This window comes from Streptococcus cristatus, assembly GCF_001588905.1.
In the GTDB taxonomy this organism is placed as follows: domain Bacteria; phylum Bacillota; class Bacilli; order Lactobacillales; family Streptococcaceae; genus Streptococcus; species Streptococcus cristatus_N.
This window is the reverse complement of record NZ_LAWH01000036.1, coordinates 93090-116864: the sequence shown is the minus strand read 5'-3', so window position 1 is coordinate 116864 and position 23775 is coordinate 93090. Positions and strand designations below refer to the sequence as shown.

At 38.0% G+C, this 23775-nt stretch carries 20 protein-coding genes; 1 reads left to right on the top strand and 19 read right to left on the bottom strand.

What is annotated here, in order from left to right; genetic code table 11:
• Positions 1–29: 29 nt before the first annotated feature.
• Positions 30–227 carry a ferredoxin gene (locus tag A0765_RS07970; protein ID WP_306452468.1) on the top strand — a complete coding sequence of 66 codons (198 nt, stop codon included), beginning with the start codon at positions 30–32 and terminating at the stop codon, positions 225–227.
• Here the strand turns inward: A0765_RS07970 and A0765_RS07965 are convergent.
• From A0765_RS07965 to A0765_RS07875, 19 genes are all read right to left on the bottom strand, one after another.
• The gene (locus A0765_RS07965; RefSeq protein ID WP_045499491.1) at positions 224–712 is read right to left on the bottom strand and encodes an EbsA family protein; all 489 of its coding nucleotides are present in this window, start codon (positions 710–712) and stop codon (positions 224–226) included. The two genes, A0765_RS07970 and A0765_RS07965, sit on opposite strands and share 4 nt — an antisense overlap.
• 71 nt (positions 713–783) lie before the next feature.
• Positions 784–3252, bottom strand: a complete 2469-nt coding sequence (locus tag A0765_RS07960) for an LTA synthase family protein (RefSeq protein WP_062005861.1) — start codon at positions 3250–3252, stop codon at positions 784–786.
• 24 nt (positions 3253–3276) lie between these two features.
• Positions 3277–4923 (bottom strand): rhamnan synthesis F family protein, encoded by a 1647-nt coding sequence (locus A0765_RS07955; protein WP_062005859.1) that lies wholly within the window; start codon positions 4921–4923, stop codon positions 3277–3279.
• A 17-nt stretch (positions 4924–4940) separates the two neighbouring features.
• The gene (locus tag A0765_RS07950; RefSeq protein WP_062005857.1) at positions 4941–6149 is read right to left on the bottom strand and encodes an ABC transporter ATP-binding protein; all 1209 of its coding nucleotides are present in this window, start codon (positions 6147–6149) and stop codon (positions 4941–4943) included.
• A complete protein-coding gene (locus A0765_RS07945) occupies positions 6149–6958 on the bottom strand; it encodes an ABC transporter permease (RefSeq protein ID WP_062005856.1) in 810 nt (269 codons plus the stop codon). Before A0765_RS07945 ends, A0765_RS07950 begins: the two co-directional genes overlap by 1 nt.
• Before the next feature lie 5 nt (positions 6959–6963).
• Positions 6964–7899, bottom strand: coding sequence for a glycosyltransferase family 2 protein (locus tag A0765_RS07940; protein WP_062005854.1), 936 nt, complete (start codon positions 7897–7899; stop codon positions 6964–6966).
• The gene (cps2T, locus tag A0765_RS07935; protein WP_062005852.1) at positions 7896–9044 is read right to left on the bottom strand and encodes a beta 1-4 rhamnosyltransferase Cps2T; all 1149 of its coding nucleotides are present in this window, start codon (positions 9042–9044) and stop codon (positions 7896–7898) included. The genes A0765_RS07940 and cps2T overlap by 4 nt, the downstream gene beginning before the upstream one ends.
• Positions 9045–9170: 126 nt before the next feature.
• A complete protein-coding gene (locus tag A0765_RS07930; RefSeq protein WP_062005850.1) occupies positions 9171–10406 on the bottom strand; it encodes a glycosyltransferase family 4 protein in 1236 nt (411 codons plus the stop codon).
• A 9-nt stretch (positions 10407–10415) separates the two neighbouring features.
• Positions 10416–11717, bottom strand: coding sequence for a DUF2142 domain-containing protein (locus A0765_RS07925; RefSeq protein ID WP_062005945.1), 1302 nt, complete (start codon positions 11715–11717; stop codon positions 10416–10418).
• The gene (locus A0765_RS07920) at positions 11704–14637 is read right to left on the bottom strand and encodes a rhamnan synthesis F family protein (protein ID WP_062005848.1); all 2934 of its coding nucleotides are present in this window, start codon (positions 14635–14637) and stop codon (positions 11704–11706) included. Before A0765_RS07920 ends, A0765_RS07925 begins: the two co-directional genes overlap by 14 nt.
• Positions 14638–14661: 24 nt before the next feature.
• On the bottom strand, positions 14662–15441 hold the full coding sequence (locus A0765_RS07915) for a glycosyltransferase family 2 protein (protein WP_062005846.1): 780 nt from the start codon (positions 15439–15441) through the stop codon (positions 14662–14664).
• Complete coding sequence (locus tag A0765_RS07910; protein ID WP_062005844.1) at positions 15431–15790, bottom strand: DUF2304 domain-containing protein; 360 nt, start codon at positions 15788–15790, stop codon at positions 15431–15433. The genes A0765_RS07915 and A0765_RS07910 overlap by 11 nt, the downstream gene beginning before the upstream one ends.
• Entirely contained in the window at positions 15790–16506 is a 717-nt protein-coding gene (locus A0765_RS07905) for a glycosyltransferase family 2 protein (RefSeq protein WP_062005842.1), read from the bottom strand. Before A0765_RS07905 ends, A0765_RS07910 begins: the two co-directional genes overlap by 1 nt.
• Positions 16503–17474 carry a glycosyltransferase family 2 protein gene (locus A0765_RS07900; protein ID WP_062005839.1) on the bottom strand — a complete coding sequence of 324 codons (972 nt, stop codon included), beginning with the start codon at positions 17472–17474 and terminating at the stop codon, positions 16503–16505. Before A0765_RS07900 ends, A0765_RS07905 begins: the two co-directional genes overlap by 4 nt.
• 263 nt (positions 17475–17737) lie before the next feature.
• Positions 17738–19021, bottom strand: coding sequence for a lipopolysaccharide biosynthesis protein (locus tag A0765_RS07895; RefSeq protein WP_062005837.1), 1284 nt, complete (start codon positions 19019–19021; stop codon positions 17738–17740).
• Positions 19022–19134: 113 nt separating this feature from the next.
• Positions 19135–19989: a dTDP-4-dehydrorhamnose reductase gene (gene rfbD, locus A0765_RS07890; RefSeq protein WP_062005835.1), complete on the bottom strand. Its 855-nt coding sequence runs from the start codon at positions 19987–19989 to the stop codon at positions 19135–19137.
• Positions 19990–20069: 80 nt separating this feature from the next.
• Positions 20070–21416: a DUF3329 domain-containing protein gene (locus A0765_RS07885; RefSeq protein ID WP_062005833.1), complete on the bottom strand. Its 1347-nt coding sequence runs from the start codon at positions 21414–21416 to the stop codon at positions 20070–20072.
• Positions 21403–22338 carry a glycosyltransferase family 2 protein gene (locus A0765_RS07880; protein WP_062005831.1) on the bottom strand — a complete coding sequence of 312 codons (936 nt, stop codon included), beginning with the start codon at positions 22336–22338 and terminating at the stop codon, positions 21403–21405. The genes A0765_RS07885 and A0765_RS07880 overlap by 14 nt, the downstream gene beginning before the upstream one ends.
• Before the next feature lie 98 nt (positions 22339–22436).
• On the bottom strand, positions 22437–23717 hold the full coding sequence (locus A0765_RS07875; RefSeq protein WP_062005829.1) for an O-acetylhomoserine aminocarboxypropyltransferase/cysteine synthase family protein: 1281 nt from the start codon (positions 23715–23717) through the stop codon (positions 22437–22439).
• Between the last annotated feature and the right edge of the window lie 58 nt (positions 23718–23775).

Sequence of the window (23775 nt, the reverse complement as noted above, 5' to 3'; positions counted from 1 at the left end):
TTTTCTAAAAATCTTATTACAATATGAGTATGAAAGTTACACTCATTCCCGAACGTTGCATTGCTTGCGGACTCTGCCAGACCTACTCAGATCTCTTTGATTATCACGATAATGGCATTGTCAAATTTTATCAAGACGACCAGCTCTTAGAAAAAGAGGTTGAGAGTCAGCCTGAAATTCTCGAGGCTATTAAAAACTGTCCAACCCGAGCTTTACTAAAAGACTAATTTTTCTTAGATTGGTCACCATAGTAGACCTCAAAATAATCTAGAAGAGTCAGATTGTCTACCAATTCCACTTCGCCTTTAAAATGTTCATTTAAAGCTAGGGCGTTGACAAAATATTTTTTTGGCCACTTCCGCATACAGAAGGTCCTGCTACGACTCTTCCCTGTAAAATGAAGGGTGATAGACGTTTTTGTTACTTCTAGCTTCTCAATCGTTGAAATATCAATCTTGATTGGCGTGAAAGGATTTGCCGTAATAATGCGCAAAATACCGTCATCATAAATCGTGAAATATCTATGCACACCGATAGCCAGTAAGACCATAAACAAAAAGAATGAAAAGAGAACAAGAGTCGGAACACTGGAGCTTTCGTACATCAAGGCCAGTCCTATAAAAATCGGAATGACTGACAAAGACCAATAAATCACCAACACCGACATTTCTGGTTGCCAATGATAGCGTACTTTCCCAAAAATCTTTATCATATCTTCACCCCCCTTACTACTAGTTTAGCATAAAATAATAAAAAATAGAATTGGTAAACCTATTCTATTTTTTATTTTGCTGGTATAGCAAAGAAATCCTTCGAAAGATACCCTTTGCCACCAACCATATCATATTCGATCAATTTCAAATCATCTGCAATTTCCTGAGCTGATGAATCCAGTGCCTTCTTGTCCACACTAGCCTTATGGAGAACCTCTGTCAATAAAGCGTAGTAAGGAGATACTTTCGAATTGGTCTGCTCAAGTAGCAAGGCTGAAAAATCACTAGAATTGACCAAAGGATAGTTCAACTTAGGTGTCTCATAATTGCTCCAGATAAAATAATCTGTCAAATATTGATTTTCAGGATGATCCTTAAAAGCTGATTGAGGATATAGACCTGGCAAGTGATCACCATAAAAGACTACTGTTATCTTTTTATCAATTTTAGAAAGCTTATCTAGAAACTCCTTAGTCGCATTGTCTGTGTGGTAGAGCATCCTTACATAGCTGGATAAGGATTTATTTCCTGCCTCCGTGAAACCTGAGTAACTAGCAGACATGTAAATCGGATTAACTTCCGTCCAAGGCATGTGGTTTTGCATCGTCATAACTGAGAAAAATTGACTTTGGTCTGTTTTTAGACGGTCTAGAACTTGATTATAGGTCGTTTTATCACTATAGTTTCCACCAATATGATCTCCCTGTAACCCTTGAGTTCCATAATGAATAAAGGTATCATATCCCAGATCTTTGTATATGATATTTCTGGAATAATTACTTGGTGAAGCTAAATGAATCACTGTACGATTTTGAGAAGAATAGGAATCACTGATTGCCGGAAGCTTGTTCATCTTCGGTACAACTTCTGTATAAATGACAGAGACAGAGGGTGATAGGTTATAAAACGGTAAACCGGTCAACGTTTGGAACTCCATATTCGCAGTTCCACCACCATAGCCATCTGATTGCATCAACCCACTGGTAGTCTTAGACATGATTTCCTGAATATTTGGAATCGGATTCTGTGACATAGATACACCAGAAATCCGTGCTGGATCAGAAAAGCTCTCACTAAGAACATAAATGACTGTCTGTTCTTCTATTTTCTGCTTACGTTCCTGATTGATAGAATCAGCTAGTGCTCCATATTTCTTTTCTAATTCTTGAATTTTTTCTTTAGAATATCCCGTTGGCTGAATCATAGGCTTATCAGATAATTGAGTAAACCAAACAAAAGAAACCGACCGCATTTGCGAATTAACTGTATTACCAAACCAAGTCAAATCATGGTAATTATTCAAAATAGATAAAACTGGAATATTATCGGCAACTTTGCCATTCTCTTTCGAAGAGAATATCTGTAAAACACCTAAGAAAAAAATAATAGGAAAAATCAATGAAATAAGTTGAATTTTTACCATGACGATTATTTTTCCAGGTAAAATTTTCCTACGGAAAAACCAATAGAAAAGACCAATAGCTACCACACTAGCAATTGCATAGATTCCATAATTACCGCCAAGAAAATCAAATAAGAGTTTCGGATCTTTTAACCAAGTAATATCACTTGGTAGAATTGGTTCTTGTCGATATTGAAATTTCAAGCTGCTGGCAATTGTTGAACTAACACCTATCACCAATATAATAATTGTGGGTAGAAAAATTTGATTAAAAGCAAGATAGATAAAAATAAATAGTGCAAAAAAGACTGCTATCTGAAAGAGACTTGCCCCAGTAAATAAATGAAGTTCTAAAACAGAAACATCCGCTCGAATACTATTTTGAATAGTATAGTTGAAGATGGCAGAAAAAGCTGCACTGCATAAGACTGCAACTGAAAGGCTTCCTTTATTTCTCGAAATATCTATCAACCCCTTTACCGCTAAAAAACTAGGAATTGAAAATAAGAAAAAGAGTAAAATAATAAAACCAATTAACTTAAAAATAGAATCTTGAGAAATTTCAAAGCCGCTATCTGAAAGATAATCCATTAACAAACTCTGTTGCTGAAAAATAGCGGTCACCTTACTATCTGTTAGCGATAAGAGAAGAAAAGATTGGGACAAGAACAGTGTCTCTAGAAAACCGCTATTGAATTCATCAACAGTCAAAAAGCTTCGGGAATGATATTTTTGTAGAGAAGAAAAGCGTTTTATGAGATAAGCAAATAAAAATATTAGCAGCAAGTAAGGTAAACCGTTAACTTCTACAAAGTGATTACTGAAAATATTCTCTGCTTTAAAATCAAAATCATTCACATGCTGCGTCACCGTCAGCAAATAAGAAAACAAGGCGTAGATTCCATAAACGAGAAGAGACCAGACCAATAATTTTCGATTTAGCAGTTGGGCAACAATCTGACCTACACCAAATAAAACCGCTATTAAAACGAGAAAAACCAAACCGAGGCTGGCATAATTATCTAAACCCTTATTTACTTGAAATAAGAATAACGTCGCAACAGCTATGGTATCTAAAACTAAAAAACTGATAAGCAAATGGGAAATTTGCTTATAATAATTGACTAAAAATTTCATTATTCTTTCTACAGAAACTATTATCTAACTTTTTAAAAGGTTCGATATATACTTTCTAACTTTTTTTGCTAGGCTCTTATGAGCCAGTTTTCCTTTATGCTGGTTTAATCGCTCTGTTTCTCTTTGTAAATCTAATACAGAAGGCAATGGGGGTCCAGACATGATTTTAAAATCATAGTCCTGTTCCCAAGCCAAATAAACTAACAAATTTTCTAAAACTTGAGGTTCAGTTTGAGCTGATAACTGGTAGTCGTTTTGAAAAAGTCTAATCAGAGCAGAAGGCTTAAACCAAAGGAAGCCACCATACACTCTGGTAAAAACAGGATATTGTTCAAAATCAAAAGTTTTCTGGCAATGGAGCTCCTGCCAAATTGCAGCCATTTCTTTCCGATATGTTTTTTGCTCAAACAAGCCATATCTGACTAAACTTGGTAGATCTGTTATAACGAGACCAAGCTTACCATCTCGTTCCAATGCTTTAATACTAGCATTGGCATTTTCAAACATCATCTCCATCAGTTCTCTACGCATCGCACTATTAAGTTGAGGTATTCTATCTACTAAATTTACAGTAGAAATATGCCCAACGAAAGCAAATTGCTGCAACAACTCACTCTGTTCAAGCATCGCCCGAATCGGATTTTCTTCTTTTCCAAAAAGAACCTGATAGCGGTCTGATATGATTTCTAAAAGCTGAGAAAATATTTCTTCGTCAGCTGTCGTCACCACAAATTGGTATTGTAGAGGAAGGACTTCCCATTTTTCTTTAAATTGGTCAAAGATTTGAAGGTCTGTAACATGAATATGAAGCACTACCGGCTTTTCTGGCGAGTCATTCTTATCATTTATCGAAAGCTGCTTATCCTGCAAAAGGCAGGGTACATCTGGACCAACATATTCAAATATATGCTCAGAAATTAAAGAAACAGGATAAGAAGTTCTCTCTTTGATTTCTTCCAGCAGATACCTCGCAGAAAAAGAGTTGCCACTGATCGCTTTCACTTTCAAAAAAGGAACCTTTTTCTCAAGAATAGTAAAAGGCTTATAATAAGTAAAATCTGGATGGATTAAATCTGTTGCCTCTTCTATACGAGTATCAAATAAAGCTTGATAGCTAAAACCTGCCTCTGTAAAATATTGGGTGAACTTCGTCTCGTAGTGGTCAATCACATCTTGAACATCAGTAAAATCTTTTACCTGTTCCCAAAATTCTTGAAAAGAAATTGCCCTCAATATCTGCTGCTTAAAGGTAACAAAGTAACTCTGAAGATGTTCTTCAAAATACTTTGTTTTTCGAAAGTTGGTCATACCCCAAAAATCAACCTGGGTATCGTCCTCAAACCTCTTATAAATAGGCTCCAAATCCCAGAGTGGACCAAAACAAGTATCATTCATCAAAGTCAGAGAGTCGTAGGTTTTGAGCTCCTCAAAACCTATGGCGCTCATTCCATCCCGCCAAGCTGCAAAATCATAACCTTGATTATCCCGCTCCAACACATTGCTTATCCCAAATTCGTCGTGCAACTTTTTCTTAATTGCTTCTTCGATATAACTATTTGAAATAAAAAGGATTTTGGAAAACAGGGGTTTGAGCTGTTCTAATTGGTAGAAGACATGATTACTCACGCGCTTATATTTATTAAAATGAACATAGAGTAATATTCGTTCCATGAAAACACCTTATAATTTTATTGAGAGATTTCCCAGACCCCATTACGCTGAATCAATCCCGTTGCTGAGTCTTTTGCAGAGATATCGTCATCTTTAAGATCCCGTCGGCTGATAATAAGGACTGGAGAATTCTTAGAATCTGCAAAGGCTAAAATCTGATTCTCTTCATCACGCACAGAAACTTGCAATTTCAATTTTGCATGATTGATTTGAGAAAGATGGCATTTGTATTTAAGTGTCTTCTTTCCTGTTCCTTCTGTCAAATTATCCATTGAATTATCATTATACAACCAAATGGTTCGGTCGATATCAGTCAGTGAAAAGGCTATGTAGGTTGGCATATCCTGATTGACTTGATAGCTAATTTCAAATTCAATTTCTTGATTTGGTGCTGTCTGAGGAGAGCTTAGTAGACGAACCTCTAAATCAGAAACTGCCTCAGATTCCTTTTCAGCGACATAATCTTCGTTCATGGCTTTGGTGTCAGTTGCATTATCTAAACTGTATTGGTTGGCTACATCATCTGGATTTCCGACAACTTTGACTAAGCCATTTTCAATCAAAACAGCTTTATTACAATACTTTTTAACAGCATTCATGTCGTGAGTTACTAAAATAGTTGTCTTTCCCGAATGCTTCCGTTCCATGAAATAATCATTACATTTGCGCTGAAAGGCTTCGTCCCCCACAGCCAGAACCTCATCCAAAATCAGAATGTCCCCTTGAGCCTTGATAGCAACTGAAAAGGCTAAACGAACCTGCATCCCGCTAGAATAATTTTTGAGTTTTTGATTCATAAACTCACCCAGCTCAGCAAATTCAACGATGTCGTCATACATAGCATCTACTTCTTCAGTTGAGAAGCCTAGCATGGCGCCATTCATATAGACATTTTCGCGGCCGGTCAGCTCTGGATTGAAGCCGACACCTAGCTCGATAAAGGAAACTAACTTACCATCAATGGTAACTGTTCCCTTTTCGGGAATATAAATCTCTGAAATGATTTTCAGAAGAGTTGATTTGCCAGAACCATTACGGCCAACAATTCCATAAAAATCTCCCTTTTCCACTTCAAAGGAAATATCCTTAAGAACGTTCTGCTCTTTGTAACCCTTGATACCTCGAAAACGGTTGACTAGGCTCGTTCTTAAACTTTGTGTTGACTCTGTTGGCAGTTTAAAAAACTTACTGACATGGTCAACTTTTACCGCAATATTATTTGACATTATAGAATCTCCGCAAATCTCTTAGCATTTTTATTAAAGATATAATATCCAAGCCCAAATATCACTACTGGCAATAGATAAGGAATCAGCGCAATCCAGTAATGGTCCATCAAATCCCAGCCCCGAGTACTGCCTGAGAAAACGATAAAATGACGAAGATCTTGAATAATCTGAGCCATTGGATTAAGCATCACCAGCTTAGCGACCAAAACATGCCCACCCTTCAGAATAAAAGTCAGTGAATAAATGATTGGTGTCGCATACAAGCCTGCCTGTAGCACTACTTCCCAAATGGGCCCAATATCACGATATTTGACAAAAAGTGTCGCCAACATAAAGGCAAAACCAGCTGAAATCAAAACTAATTCCAAAAAAAGCGGGATAATAACTAGCCACCCTAGGGTAATTGATACGCCATTAATCAGAGCAAAAGCAAAAACAACCAACAAATTGATCGCATAGTTAATCGCTGCACCAGTAATAGCCGAAAAAACGATAATTGATTTAGAAAAATTCAGTTTTCGCAGTAAGTCCCCTCGCGCAACAATGGACATCATGCCCATATTGGTTGCTTCTGAGAAAAAATTCCACGTCACCATCCCTAAGAGAAGCGATACTGCATAATGAGGCGTTCCATCATCAAAACGCAGGAAACGAACAAAAACAAGATACATAATGGTAAAAAGCATTAAGGGTTTTAAAATCGACCACAAATGCCCAATGAAACTGCCTTGATAACGCAATTTGAAGTCTGTTTTAACCAATTCTCTCAAGAGAATCCAGTTTTTTTGGCTAAAATAATCTAGCATGCATATTACTCCTTATAAGCAAATTTTGTGAGAATGAGTGTCGTGAAAACTAAAGTATGAAAGGCACGATTTTTTCTGTAGCCATACTTTCGAATCCGTCGCAGTCGCTCTGCAAAAGGAGCTTCCATGATTGTCACAAAATTTTCAATAATTTCTCTATTTTCAGTTGTCAGAGGCTGGCTGAGAAGGTTGCGGGCCTGAGTCTGACTGTCTTTTATTAATTTCCAATATTTAGCAAATAGACGGCTAGGATGAATCCAGTTCCTCATCCGCTTGCGTAAAGTCCGGGCTCCTAACACATTATTCGAATGCTGGCGGTAGAGTTCACCTGGCTGATCCAGATAAACAAGTTTCCCAAAGGCCGAAGCCAATAAGCCCAGATACCAATCGTGCATAAGCAGTTCATGCTCCTCCTGCCCTGTCCACAAATCAGCCAGAGCTCGGTTGATCATCGAAACGCCACCTGTCACCGTATTTTCCGTCAGTTCCTGAATTAATTTTGTATTGGCATGGTCAGACTGCGTCCGAATCATACTTTCGTGAACAATATTTAGCTCCTGATCCACCACTTTTAGATCCGTATAGACCAACAAAGGTAAGGAAGCATCGTATTTCTCTGCTGCTGCTAACTGAATCGCCAACTTATCTGGCAACCAGACATCATCCTGATCACTAAAAAAGTAAAAATCCGAATCCTGATATTTAAGCAAGCTATGAAAACTCTTAATGACACCCAAATTTTCATGATGTTCTGGATTGATAAAGGAGATCCGGCTATCTTGGCGACAAAAATCCTCAATAATCGCTCGCGTCCTATCGCTAGATCCGTCATCTCGAATCAAGAGCTGCCAATCCCTATAAGTTTGAGCTTGAATACTTTCGATCTGTTCTGCCAAAAACTGCTCACCATTATAGGTAGACAGCAGAATAGTCACTTTCATGATAAAAATAGCTCCTCGTATTCACCTACAATTTTTTCCCATGTGTAGTTTTCTTTCATATTTTCTTTGGCCGCCTGACCTAGCTCAGAAAAGGCTGTTTGAGCATCTACTCGGTCAATCAGCTGGGCCAACTGCCCCTCTTCTTTTTGCCAATACAAAGCTGTTTCTTGGGCTACTTGATGGTTGAAGTCCACGTCCAAAACCAAATTAGCATCAGTCTGAGCCAGAGCTTCCAGAAGCCCGGGATTAGTTCCACCGACTTCGTGTCCATGTAAATAGGCAAAGGCTTGATTGCGGATATATTTGAGCAGTTCCTGATCATAAACAGTCCCGACAAACTTAATCCGAGAATCCTTATCAAAACCCGTTTTTTGCTTAAGCTCTTCATAATAAGGATTTCCCTCATGATTGCAGATAATCAGCAAGTCACGTTGAGTATTGGATTTCATAAATTCCCGAATGATGGTCTCGTAGTTGTTTTCTGGTACAAAACGTCCAACAATCAAATAATATTCCTTTTCTCTGCTCTGCCATTTCTCAAAAAAATCACGCACTCGAGCATCCTGAGAGTCAAGAGAAGATAGCTGGAGGTCTGTCCCATAAGCAATGAAAGCCGTCTTAGACCAAGGATAGGACTGTTTTATATAGCTTTCAATGCCTTGGTTGTCCGCAATGACCAGATCAGCATGCTTGGTCATAACCTTCTCAGAATATTTAAGATAGGCTTGAACCGGCTTAGGCCACTTAGCCCGCTTCCATTCCAGACCATCTGGATTGATAAAGAAAGTTCCGCCTGCTTTATGAATTTTATGTGCAAAAGGTGCCACAAAGGCTCCAATCGTATTGCCTAAAATATAAAAAATTGGACGCTCAATCTGCTGCTCTTGCACTAGCTTTAAAGAATAATTGATGGCCATCATATCATAAGCAATCACCCGAGCTGGCCCCAACTTAGGAGCCTTAATGGTGAAGCAATCCACTCCCTTGTAATCAAAATGATGAAAAGCTTCATCATCTGACAAACAAGCTACATGATACTGGATTTGGGAAGAAACCTTATTTTCTACTAATTTTTCAACAAAAGTTTCAAATCCGCCATATTTAGCAGGAAGTCCGCGACTCCCAATGATGAAGACATGTCTCATGCTTTTCCTCTATTCAAAGATTTACAATCTAGTCTATTATATCATTTTCTTGGTGATTTGTGTTGCAAAGAAAGAAACAGTAAATGCTATTTCTTTTTACCATTTACTGTTTCTTAATAATATTCACTATTTTATAATTCTTCTTATAATTTTTTTAAATAGATGGGTAATTTTTCTTTCAGATACTTTTTTGAATTCAAATAGACTATTAAAATAATACAATATTTTCTTATTTCTCACATTATCCTCTGTTATTGCACTTAGCAACTCAGCATAGTTGTTTTCTATTCGATAAACATTTTGAATCCTCTCTCTTTGTTTTACAACAAAGTCTTTTTGCTGTGAGAAGTTTCTTATAGAATCTTGCAAAATACCCGTTAACTGTTCAATATTTCCTAATTGGTAAATAGTACCGACTTCAAATAAATTGTAGGCTGTCATATATCCTTGATTATCTGATATAATCGTTGGAATCCCATTTAAAATAGCCTCTATGTATACTAAACCAAAAGTTTCAATTTTGGAAGTAAAAACACAGATATCTTCTGATGTTAACTCTTCCCAAGGATTATCTTTGTGCCCCAAAAAGAAAATATTGGTTAATCGGTTCTCTTGGATATAATCATCACATTTCTTTTTATAAGTTTCATCCCAACCACCAATAAATACAAGCTCATAATCCGAAGCATTTTCTAAATTTTGATAAGCTTGAATCAGTTCAATCTGATTTTTATTATCATTTACTCGACCAACAGAAACAAATCTTTTCTTGCTTCCTTGTTTTAGTTTTATTGATACGACTTCATTATGCGAAATAAACGATTTAATTTCACGCTGAGGCAAGAGAAAAGATAGCGATTTTTGAAGGTTTCCTGTAACAGTGAATATCTCATCTGCTAAAGAGTCTATAACACCAATTTTCTCTTTATAATAACCAAATTCTCCCTCAGGAAATTCATGAATCAGCCAAAAATGCGGAATATCCTCACAAGCTGCTGCTACTGCTCCTTGAAACATATTAACTGTATTTGTAATGACCAAGTCAATATGGCTATCTACCATTAACTTTCTCAGCGCAGCAATATTTTCTTGGTAAGAGTTTACCCTCTCTTCATGAGTTCCAGGAAGACCACCTGGTGCATCCTCCCACCACCATTTAACCGATGGCAGAGCAATGGTTCTAACCCCTTCTTTTGCAAGAGTAGAAATATAGTCTTGCTGGACTTGGACATGATAATCTGGTATCGCATTGATAACGTCGTAGCCATCTTGAACCAAATACTTCATCAGATGGAAAATAGAAATCTCTGCCCCATTATCCAAGGTTCCAGTCGGCGAAATGAATAAAATGTTTTTCTTCATAGCTTATCCTTACCAATTCCAATAGAATGGAATCATTAAATAGATTGAAATTAAAAAGTTAGCTGACAAAGTGCCTATGAGCAAGTTTTTAACTGTCCGCTCCTGAATCTCCAGCTTGCCCATATTCGCAAGTACGGGTAAGAAGAGAATTAGGAAAGGCGTGAAATAGCGGCCCTGAGTTCCAACGGATATCTGAGCACCTTTTCCTAAAACAATTGGAGTCCACTCTAGATACATGATAGTGACAACGGCAATGACCTGCAAAAGGAAAAGATAAGCGGAGACAGTTGCATAAGATTTCGTCATAAAATCCTTCTTAGACTGCAAAAAAATGATAGTCAGTACCGATACATCAAGAAATATTAGCCACAGGGGCAACTGAATGGTGAAAATACCCAAAAATCCAAAGAGACCAATGGTCAATATGGTATTGAGGTCACCGTTCATGCGCTGTTTAAACAAGGTGTTAAGCAGAACCCTACTGTAGTGGAAGAGCCCTCCTTGATGACGAAAAAGCAAATGCAAGGCTAAGAAAACAGCAACAAAAGCCAAACTGTAAAAAACATAGCGATGACGACCGATAAATGCCTTGGTCGCAAGAAAAGGCTTGTTCAAAACAGCTAAGAATCCTTCAATTTCAAAATCAATGAAAGGTAGTAAGCCTAGCAATAAGACATTGTTCAGTTTGGTTGCAAAGAGTCCGACGGATATGACCAAAAGCTGGATAAAATTCTTATTGTTAAATTTCTTGCTGGAAGCAATATTAGTGAAAAAACCAATGACCAGCATAATCTCCAAATAGTTCATTACATCATAGGAAAGAGAAGCTGCCTGCTGAACCATAATTGGCAGAAGCGAAATGAAAAAGAGAGCTTTCTTGCCATACTTAAAATACTTAATCAGGAAGTAAACACCTAAAATATAGGCTAGGCCGTTAAAAAATCGCCCCATCATGATAATAACTCCCACTGATGGATAGATAAACGATCCCAAGGTCATGCCAATGAGCTGCGGTAAAAAGGAAAGAGTCTTGAGATTAATCCCCAAAGTAGACTCTTCCTGAGATAAATCCAATTTTTCCGTAAAAAGCTTCTTATACTCTGCTGGGGAAACATTCGGTTCCGAAGAGATATTTTCCATCCACTTGTAGGTTTTCTCTGTCGGCTTATGGAAAATCTCCCAAGTCATGCGGGCGTGATTCGTTTCATCTGGAACACGGTTGATCGGTTGAACTACCATAAATGTCATGACAAAGACCGTCGCCAAGACCAAAAAGATATTTTCTATTTTCATCGTCTTACTTCTTTTCAAAATCATTCACCATTTCATCTTTACTATCTAAACTGCAGTTTTCAAGAACAAAATCATAGGCATTTTCTGCTAATTCCTGACGTAGGTCAGACGAAAGAATCAAACTCTCTAATTTTTCTTTCCACTCTCCGTCTTTAGCTAAAAGTCCAGTCTCCCCATCTTTTACCATATCAGAGAAGGCTCCAATATGACTAGCAACTGTAGGAACTTTTACTAAGGCAGCCTCCATCCATTTGATTTCAGACTTAGCCCGATTAAAGACCGAGTCAACTAGCGGTGCTAGATTGATATCCACCTGACTGATCAGCTGAGGTAAATCCTTCCAGTCAACATAGTCATGTACAACAATCTGCTGTTGGTAAGGCTTCATATCCTCTGGAATATCTAAATGGCCGACGATATGAAGCTCCATATTCTTGTAGATTGCAAGCAAGGACTGGATAGCTGGCTTTATCAATTCAAAATTTTCATTATGACTGATTGAACCTGAAAAATAGCCAATCTTGACTTTTGAATCCTGCTGACTATAATCTTTGATAAAGTGAGAACTGATTTCAATCAAGTCACTGGAAGCTCGGTTTCTGTTCAGCAACACCTTATCTTTATATTTGAGCAGCTCTTCCTTCAGTTGGAAAGTCGAAGTAATCGCTCCATCACAGGCAGCTAACATCTTGCCATAATTTTTGACACCAGCATCATAGTTGCCCTTGTCCTTCTCTGACAAGCCTTGAGTATAGCTCAGCTGATCTGTATAAACTGTATCAAAAACCAAATCATCAATGTCAAAATAAACTGGTTTTTTATCTCTTTTAGCTGTATCACACAAGAATTGAAGTTGATAAGACCATGGAGCCCGATAGATGATAATATGACTTGCATATCGAGCCTGAGAAATCTCAAATTCTGATACATTTACTACTTTGACCGTGAAGCCGTTTTTTCGCAACTGTTCTGCTTTGTTCAGCACTCGGTAGCGTGTACATTGCGGAATGATATTTTCAACCCCATCTATAATCAAGATATATTGTTCTCTGGATATTGATTTGAATTTTTGTACAATGTTTTCCAATATTTCAACTGGATAATCTGTTTCCATTTGTACATAATTGAGCAAATCAGGTATTTCTGTTCGTCTTTCCAGTCCCTGCCAACGGAATTGTTGCGCATTATAATTTTGTAAGGAGGTGTATTTAACCAAAGGACTACCAGCCCTAAGCATTCTCAAAGGATGAATATACATAGCACTGTCTTTGTTTTCAGACACCAAAGCATCATATCGATAACCCAAATCTGCAAAATACTTAGTAAAAGTTGTTTCGTGTTTTCCAATAGCCTTATCACGCGAATCCGTATCGGTTAGGTTATTCCAATAGTCGAAAAACTCCTCTGACCGAAGCAATAAAGGCTCAATGACAAGAAAATAAGATTGTAAATGCTCTGGGATATAGCCGTATTGATTGAAATTCGTGGCATCTTCTTGTACTTCACCAAAGGAAATTCCCCAGAAATCAAGGTTTCTCTCCGCCATTGTTTGGAAGACCTCATTCAAATCTCGCATTGGACCAATATTTGTATCATTGACTAGCAAGAGTTGAGAAGAAGTTTGCAGCTTTTCCTTACCAATGGTTAAAATACCTTCCCTAAATGCTGCAGCATCGTAACCATTATTATCCCTTACCAGAACTTGCCCATATTGTTCCAAGACAGATAAATCCTCTTGCTTCAATCCTCCATTTACCACAATCAACGTTTCATCTACCAAAGCTGCTAATTTCTCTAAAAATAGAACCTTGTAGCGCTGAAGATTCTCTTCTGCCTCAAAAATGACGTAGATTAGGCACTTCTTGCCAGTCACTTGTTGAAATTGCTTTCGCTGAGAATTCCGTAAAACTCGATAATAATAGGTTTTTGGCGATTTGATATTTCTTTTTATGGTAATGCACTGACGCTTCATTTGAGATAGGACAGTTCGGATATTCCGCGGATTTTTGACAATCTGACCCACTTGCTTAATTGGAGTGACGATAGCATTCCCAACACGATATGAGAGTGAGTTACGTAATTCGTCAATGTCATCCTGATATTGATAAATCAGTTTACTATCGTACTCCCAATTCTCTCTCAAATCTTGGACATAGTCGGATACCTGATTCATATGCTGAATCAAATCATCCAGTCTGCCATCTAGAGTGTAGATATTTGCAGACAAAGCTTGATAAATCTCATCAGGCAACTGTTTTACATACTTACGCAGGATTTTCAGATAGATTTCGTAATGGTAACGAGTAGAATCTCGTTTAGAGATTGATTCCTTATCAAAGACTCGGTAATTCAGCTTTGTTTTTGCATCATAAACTGGTTTCGCGCCTTGATTGATAATTAAGTTTAAAAGAAAATCATAGTCTTCCAGTTTTTCACGATTCAGTGCTTCATCATAATAAACACCCTCAGCAATCGAGCGACGAATGAGGGAACAGTTGGAAATGAAATTTTCTGTTAAGAAAGCTACCTTGTCATAGGGCCGTGATTTAAGGTAAATTTCTTTTTTATCAGGGTCATATAGATCCCCATAGACAATATCTGCTTCCTCTTGCAGCATGGTTATATAGAAGCTCTCAATGTAGTCAACATCTAGGAAATCATCACTATCCACAAAAATAAAATAAGTTCCTTGAATTTGCTGCAAAGCCTTATTTCTTGTCTTGACGACCCCCATATTTTCATGGCTCTCAAATCTCGTCTGGAAAGGGGAATCTGCCAAAGTTTCTTGAATAATCTGGGCGGACTTGTCAGTGGAACCATCATCCAATACCAGCAACTCAATATTTTGATAGGTTTGCTCAAAAATACTGCGCAAACACTGTTCAATGTAGTCTTGATGGTTGTAGCATGTTACAACAACAGATATTAAATCTTTCATATACTTTCCTTGTAAATAACTATATTAATTTGAGTTGGCATCTTGACTCTTCATATATGCTTTGTTTATCAAATTAGCCACCCACCTTGGCCAGAAAAGCTGATACATGAACAAGTCTTCTTTGGTCCGCGTATTATCTGAAATAGTCTTGGTTGTTTCCGACTCTCCATGAATCCGGTGGCACATAAGCTTCTCAGAAATATAAGCAAAACGACCCTTATAATCACTAATCTTGTACCAAGCATACCAATCCAGACTCACGCGCATTTCCTCATCAAATCTGAAATCTCTTAATACCTCTAAGTTATAAGTCACAGCTGGACAGGAAATGGGATTACCAAAAGCCAGCACCCGATTTCTCCAAAAACGACTGGATGGCATCAGATTCAATGTTTTAAGCATGAGAGTCTTGATTTTCAGATTGGTATTAGCCGGAATTTTGACTCCATTTTTCTCTTCAAAATAGTCTGTATAGGCAATGAGAATATCCTTCGACTGCTCTATTTTCTGCATCACAGCCTCCAGATAAGCAGGGTCATAAAAGTCATCCTGGTGGGCAATGGTAGCATAAGCCGTCTCAACAAAAGAAAGGGCATTGTTCCAGTCCTTACCGATACCGCCGCCTTCTTTCGTATAAAAAGGAATACCGTACTTTTGGCACAACTGCTTGATTGAATCCAGCGGTGTTGAACTATAACAGATAATCTTTGATGACAAGGTTTGAGCTTGCAAAGACAAGATACACTCTTCTAAGAATTCACTTTCGCCATAGGCACAAATCACCCAAGTATGGTTATTTTTCATCTTTTTCACTCTCTAACTTAGACATTTTTTGCTTCATAATGGACAGTTCTTGCACCAGCTGCTTGATTTGTTCCTTTTGTTTTGAAATGGCAATAGTATGCAAAAAAACAATAATCAATAGGAAAAAGATAGCCAAAGACATCACAAAGTTTGATGTCAGCTCAAAACCCAACAATTTAGCAATAGAAACTGGAATCCGATCAAAAACAGAAATAATAATCAGCACGAAGCCAATAACAATCCACATAAAGGCTTGCTCAAATAAAATATTGTTTTGATTGATATTCCGAAAGACAAAATACAAGAATAAAACTGACGCCACCAGCATGACAATAGACAAAATAGACATTATTCACTCTCTTTCATAAAAGCAGCAATCAAGATTGAAGAGCAAACTTCAATCATATAGCGAATGGACTTAATAGGAGTAATCGAAGAGACTCCTCCTACACGTTCAAACATATTGGCTGGTGCTTCCACCACTTTATATTTCCGCTTCAAGATATGGACGATTGATTCTGGTTCAGGGTACTTGATAGGATAGCGCGCAGCGAATTGTCGAATAATGTCTCGATTGGCCAAACGATAGCCTGATGTGGTATCTAGAATTCTTTTACCAGTTGTTAATTTAATAAAGGCTGAGATAATAGTAATGCCAAAACGACGCATAAAAGTCGTCTGAAATTCCGAAGACTTGTCACCGATAAAACGAGAACCAACAACCAAATCAGCCTGTTGACGACGAATAGGCTCCAGCAAAGCATCCAGCGACTCGATATCATGCTGGCCGTCTCCATCAAACTGTACGGCCACATCATAATTCTTCTCAAGAGCATACTTATAGCCCGTCTGAACAGCTCCGCCAATCCCTAAATTCATAACCAAATGAATAGCATTCAGATGATGGCTGTCCAAAATCTCCTTAGTTCTGTCAACGGACCCATCATTGATAACTACATAGTCTAAGTCAAAATCAACTTTCTTCCGATATTCTACAATGCTCATAACCGTATTTAAAATACTTTCTTCCTCATTATAAGCAGGAATTATCATTAAAACTTTCAATTATCTTTCTTCCCTTTACAATAAATTTTAGCAAATAATGGAACTAACCTTAACTTTTCTAAACTCAAAAAAACAATAAGTGAAATTTTAGTCTGAAACCTTTCGCCCTGAACCTTCTTAGACAAGGGAGAGATAGTACTGATGAGTTCATTCTCTTTTAACCATTCCTTAATCCTAATATACTGATGAATAAACTCCTGTTCTGATGAGAATCTCCCAGAAAAAAGCAAATACCAAACATAATATCTTTTCAAGTAGTATACTACTAGCTCAGATGGCTTACCCAGCTCTAATATTTTTGAAAAAAGAACTAAAATATCAATTTTAGGAGAAAAACCTCTCTGAGAAGTGTTAGAAATACTCTGACTATTGTAATACCAATTATATCCTTTATAATCTAACAAACCTATTTTGTCTGTTGCCTTATAGGCAGCTAGGTTAAAAATGATATCTTCTCCTATACCATAGTCAAAAAATTCTAGATTGTTCGTTTTCAAGAACTCCGTTCGGTAAACTTTGGCCCAAGGAGCCATTATAATATACTTGGACCACTCTGACTGCTGTATATCTTGACTAAATATAATCTGGTTATCCTGATTGACACGTTTGTACCCACCAATAACCATGTCTAGATTTTTCTCATGGATAGCCTGATAAAAAGTTTCAATGTAATCACTATCAACAAAATCATCATTATCCATGAACATAATATATTCCCCCTCAGCTAGAAGAATCCCCTTATTTCTAGTTACTGCAACTCCTTCATTTTGCTTGTCAATTACTCTTACAAAACTATATTTCAATTCATATTCTTTTAAAATATTTAAAGAATTATCTTTTGAACCATCGTTCAGAAGAATGATTTCAAAATTCTTAAATGATTGATTCAAAAGAGAATCTAAACAGCGTTTAATCCCGTCTTGTGCATTATAAACTGGAATAATAACTGAAATAGCTGGTTTAGACATATTTTTCCTTTCATAACTAATCCACTCTATTTATAAAACTTCAATAAAACAGGAAATAGCTTTATTAAAAATTTTATCCCCAATAAATTGGCTAATAGACCTGTTAATTCAAATACGCGGTTCTCTATATACTTTGCATACTTTAGCAAATACTTATACTGATAAAGCAACTCTTTAATTTTAAAATTATCAATGTATTGATTTACATAAGGTACATGTTGCAACTTACGTTACAAACGCATCATTTAATGTAAATAAGATATTCATAGAATCCTATTTCTTTTTTCCTGATTTTTAGCAATACCATAAATAATCAGACTTGTTGCACAAAAAACACACATGGAAATAAAAAAGGAATTAGCAGCTCCCATCAATTTTTGGTCGCGGATAAATGGCAAAGTAATAAATTTTGAAACAGCAAATGTTAGTAAATAGGCTATCATAAGATAATGCTGTTTTCTAAAGATGGTCATAATGATATCAACTACTAAGGCTAAAACATTTAAAATACCACCTACTAACAATATTGTAAAGGGCACCTTATATTCTTGTAACTGAATACCATAAACAGCACCTAACACTTCTGTACCAATCAAATAACCTAAGCCAACAATGATAAAACCCAAAACAAGCATAACCAAAAACAGTAGACGAACTTGTTTGAAAAAAAGTAGTTCCTTCTTCTCATTCCAATAAATTGAAAGCTGTGTAGTCAACGGTCTCAGGACGAAGAATAAAAGGGATAGGACAAAGACAGGCATAAATAAAATGTTAAAATCCCTTTGCATACCTGACACCAGAACTCCGCTTGTTAACAAGCGGTCAATGACAATTTTAGGCTCATTATAGATATAAGCAAGTAAAAATCCATTTAAAAACAAAGGAAAACTGTTTTTTAAAATAGAGAAGACATTGCTTTTATCCTTAAATAGCAAGGGAGTAAGACGTTCATTCCGAAAATGACGTCTATAGTAAGTGATATCTAAGAGCGAAGTTAAAACGAGATTTACTAAACCAATAATCAAACTAGCAAAAAGTAAAGATTTTGTGAGTAGCAAAACAACTGCAAAAACGAGCATACAAAGCCAGCTTCTGTGAAATTGAATTTTTCCAGCTAGATCTGACCTGTTCTTTTGCTGGAAAAAGCCTTGGAAGACATCCGAATAAGCATCTATAGCTCGGTAAAAAACCAACAGAAAAATAATAGCTGATTTGTAGATGTCATAGTCTTGCCAGCATACATAAAAGAGGGAAGTAAGCAACATCAAAAAGACTGTAAAAATCCTAGTATTGTGGTATGAAGCGAAACTATACGTTTCCTTTACATCTGTAGACTGCAGATTTCTAATCTGAAAATATCCCAAAACATAGAACTGCTGTCCTAAAGCAAACGCGATACTAAATATATCAGAATCTTGCGAGCTTAATAATCTTGAAGCTAGTAGTAGTAGAAAAAAGGAGATAAATGAAGATGAAATAGTCCCTAACATATTCCATATATAATTGCTCTTAACTGACGGTAGTGAAATTTCTGATTTATGGGACATTCTATCTTCTCCAATTATGTTCTAGTTCTTATTATACTATACTTTCCATGAAATGTGAAAAGCCACTGTTAAATAGCCATCAAAAAAGGACTCAAAGGTCCTTTTGATAGATATCAGTGTTCTTTATCCTGCTTGTAAAACTCTTTCAAAGCATCCTGCCAAGTTGGAATGACAAAGCCTGTAGCCTTGGCCTTGGCCAGACTCATAGTTGAGTTGAAAGGTCGCTTAGCCTTAGCTGGGAATTTGCTGGAATCAACTGGTTGAACTTCCACATCTGTGTCTTTGAGAATTTCCACTGCAAAGTCATACCACGTCGTGTCCTCAGCAGCATCATTAGACAGATGGTAATAACCAAATTCCTTTTGATTTTCAGCCAGATGAGTCATAAACTCAGCCAGCGTACGAGTCCAAGTCGGACGGCCATGCTGGTCATTAACTACGGTCAGAGTTTTATGTGTCTTAGCAAGATTTTGCATGGTAAAGACAAAGTTTTTACCGTAGTTCCCAAAGACCCAGGCAGTACGGATAATGTAGAAACGGCTAGAATATTTCTCAACCAGCTCCTCACCCATGCGCTTGGTACGGCCATACTCAGTCTGCGGATCCGGCCTGTCATCTACTTCCCATTCCTCACCGACAGGCTTTTGACCGTCAAAGACATAGTCTGTTGAGATGTAGACCAAGGTTGCTCCGTGTGCTTCTGCAGCTTTTGCCACATTTTCTGTACCGGTCACATTGATGGCATAGTCCAGCTCTTTTCCTTCGTCCTCAGCCGCATCAACAGCCGTATAGGCTGCGCAGTGATAGACCAAGCTTGGCTTGACCTCCGCAAAGACCTTGTCCACCATTTGGGCATTGGTAATATCCATTTCAGCCACATCAACAGCCACATACTCCTCATTGCGCTCATCCAAAAGATAGCGAAGCTCTGTACCCAGCTGTCCATTCGCGCCTGTAATTAAAATCATTTGTTTTTCCTTTCAGATCATAAATATTCGATGAATTTATTATACCAAAAAAAGCAGAAAAAATCTGCTTTAAACCAAAATTAATCAGTACTTTCAATCCCTTCAATTTCGAAATAAGCTGCCATCCACTGGTTAAACCAATCATCTTTAGATGGACCTAAATTCGCTGTACCTTTATAAGCATTGAAAAGGGTTCTTGGTTCTGTATAACGCCTCAAGGTGACAAACTCTTGACCTTTTTCTTTTGCCAAGCGTACTTCCTCGTACTGTTCCTTAACAGCTAAGTAAGTATCGTGAACATCACTAAGAGCGTTACTGTAAGACATCCCAAATTTAATAACAACAGGCAAAAGAGCATACACCGCAATCCCCCTCACCCACTTTTTCTCTTCAACAAAAATCACTTTGAGGGGGATTAGAAGAGCTAAGATAAGAAGTACACTTGCCCCAAAGAAAATCCGTTCTGGCAATTCATTGCTCACAACCAATGAATAGATACAAGCCAAATGAGCCATTAAAATAAAGCTAATAGCAAGTATTTGCTCTTTTCTTAGATACTTTCTAAACAGAGCATAGACAACGAGTAACAACAGGATGATATATAGAACCCCGTAACGCCCCCAGCTTAGTTGAAAAAGGTTATGAAGTTTGTCATAGAGCCCATCAAAAACTGAAATTGCCCCTGCTCTTTTTTGAGAACCTGGTGATAATAACATTAAGAAAAAACCACCACTAGCAAATACAATTTCTAAAACTCTCTCAATTGGAAATCTATTTTCTATAAACCAATCATAAAGGGAAAATAAACCAACCAACATAATAATTGCTGGGGAGGTATTCTCATTTCCTGCCCCGACAAAAAATGCCAAAGGAATCGTTAAAAGTAGCAAATAAGGGAATCGTTTCTGCTTAAATATCAAGGACAGCCAAACCAAATCTAAGACAGCAGTCCACAAGTAATTTCCCGAACCTGATACCCACAAGACTGTCTTTCCTATCTCTGGCAAGAACCACCATAGAAGTAGAAAAATTACAATGAGATAAAACGACTTGTATCTTATTTTTGAACCAGTAGAAAATCTAGAGCTAAGATGATCTAGCAATAAACATAAAGTTACAAATACTACGGAGTTAATAACATCAAATACAATTTTGTCAAATTGCATAAAAACTTGAACAATCGTATGTCCTGTAAAACGACCATTCCACACTCTCCAATGATTTATTTGAGACAACAATAAATCAAAAATATTTCTAATTGGTTGCTCGTGTCCATCAGGAAAAGGTTGTCTGTACAAAAAATGATAAGTAAAATCATCTGATGTATAGAGGGTAAAACGATTTAACAGGAACACCAGAAAAAATACAGCCACTAATATAAAAATAAACATGTATTTATATTTATGGTTATGGTTATCTTTTTGCATTACTCTTCTCCTTAATCACATAAATTGGTCGTTTCTTGGTTTCCATAAAGATTTTGCCGATGTATTTACCCAATATGCCGATGGTCAACAGCTGGAAACCTCCGAGAAGGAGGATAACGGTCATGAGGGACGGCCAGCCCGATGTTGGGTCACCAAAAACCAAGGTACGGATAATAATTACCGCCATCAAGATAAAGGCTAAAATCCAAGACAGGATACCCCCTAAAAAGGCGATGTTGAGCGGCGCATCAGAGAAATTGACGATACCTTCCAAAGAATAGTTGAAAAGCGACCAGAAATTCCAAGAGGTCTTGCCAGCAACTCGTTCGACATTTTTATATTCCAAGTACTCGGTATTGAAGCCAACCCAGGCAAAAATCCCCTTGGAGAAACGATTGTACTCTGAAACTTCCAGAATAGCGTCTACCATTGGGCGTCGCATCAGTCGGAAATCACGCGCACCATCTACCATCTCTACCTGACTAATCTTGTTAATCAGCTTATAGAACAAATTGGCAAAAAAGCTTCGGATTGGCGGCTCTCCCTCACGAGTAGTGCGGCGGGTTCCCACACAGTCCAGCTCAGGATTCGAGTCCAGCATTGCCTTCATCTCAATCAGAAGCTCGGGCGGATCCTGCAAATCTACATCCATGACTGTCACCAAATCCCCGCTTGCTTCCTGCAGACCAGCATAGAGGGCTGCTTCTTTCCCGAAATTACGAGAAAAGGACAAATAGTGAACATCTGGACAGCGACTACTGAGCTCACGCAAAACATCCAAAGTCCGATCCGTCGATCCGTCATTGACAAAAATATATTCGAACTGGTCACGGATTTGATATTTCACCGCTTCCATGGCTTCATGAAACAAAGGAATAGACTCTTCTTCATTGAAGCACGGAACAATCACTGAAATTGTCATATTGATTACCTGCTATTTTTTAATATCTCTCATTATAACAAAAAACTAGGCAAAAACCTAGTTTTAATCTTATTTACGTGGTCTAGAGGCCTTGAAAATTAAATAGATTCTAAGGCGATTCTCAAATCCTCAATCAAGTCATCCACATTTTCAAGGCCGATAGAAAGACGGATTTGATTTGGTGTGATGCCTGCTGCTAGCTGAGCCTCTGGTGACATCTGACCATGAGTCGTTGTAGCTGGATGGACAACCAGAGACTTAGCATCGGCTACGTTTGCCAAGTCAGAGAAAATCTCCAGACTGTCAATAACCTTACGAGCTTCTTTCTCTCCACCTTTGACATTAAAGGTGAAGATAGAGCCCACGCCTTTAGGGAAATATTTTTTAGCCAAAGCATGATAAGGACTGTCAGCAAGCTTGGGATAATTGACCTGCTCGACCTTAGGATGCCCTGCTAAGAATTCCACAATCTTCTCGGCATTGGACACATGGCGCTCTACACGCAAAGAGAGAGTTTCCAACCCCTGCAGGAAGAGAAAGGCATTAAAGGGAGACATAGCTGCGCCCGTATCGCGCAAGAGCTGGGTCCGCACAGCAGTAACAAAAGCTGCTGCTCCGACATCGCGCGTATAACTGATATCATGATAGCTCGGGTCTGGATCCACAAACTGCGGAAACTTGCCAGAAGCTTCCCAGTCGAAACGACCGCTGTCCACAATCACACCACCAATGCTGGTTCCGTGGCCACCGATAAACTTGGTCGCAGAATGCACCGCAATGTCCACTCCATGAGAAAAAACATTGATCAGATATGGTGTAGCAAAGGTATTGTCGGAAATCAGCGGAATTTTATGAGCATGAACCAGCTCTGCCAAAGCATCAAAGTCAGGGATATTAATCAGCGGATTGCCCAAACTCTCAATCAAAACCAACTTTGTATTGTCCTGAATGGCTGCTTCTACTTCAGCCAGATTTTCAATATCCACAAAAGTCGTGGTAATGCCATAGCGAGGCAGGGTTTCCTTGAGCAGATTAAAGGTACCACCGTAGATGGTAGAGGCTGCTACTACATGGTCGCCAGCATGCGCCAAGGCTAGAACAGTATAGGTAAGGGCTGCCATACCAGAAGCTGTCGCTAGAGCTCCAACTCCACCCTCCAAAGCCGCAATCCGCTCTTCAAAAGCAGACAGAGTCGGATTGGTAATCCGAGTGTAGATATTGCCCGGCTTGCGCAGGGCAAAAAGATCTTCTCCCTCCTGAGTATCGTCAAACACATAGGAAGTTGTCTGGTAAATAGGCAGAGCCCGCGACTTAGTTGTCGGGTCAACTGTCTGTCCGGCATGAAGCTGCAGAGTTTCAAATTTGAATTCACGTGTCATAAGGTCACCTCACTATAGTTATGTGATAAGTCTACCACTAAACGACCTACTTGACTAA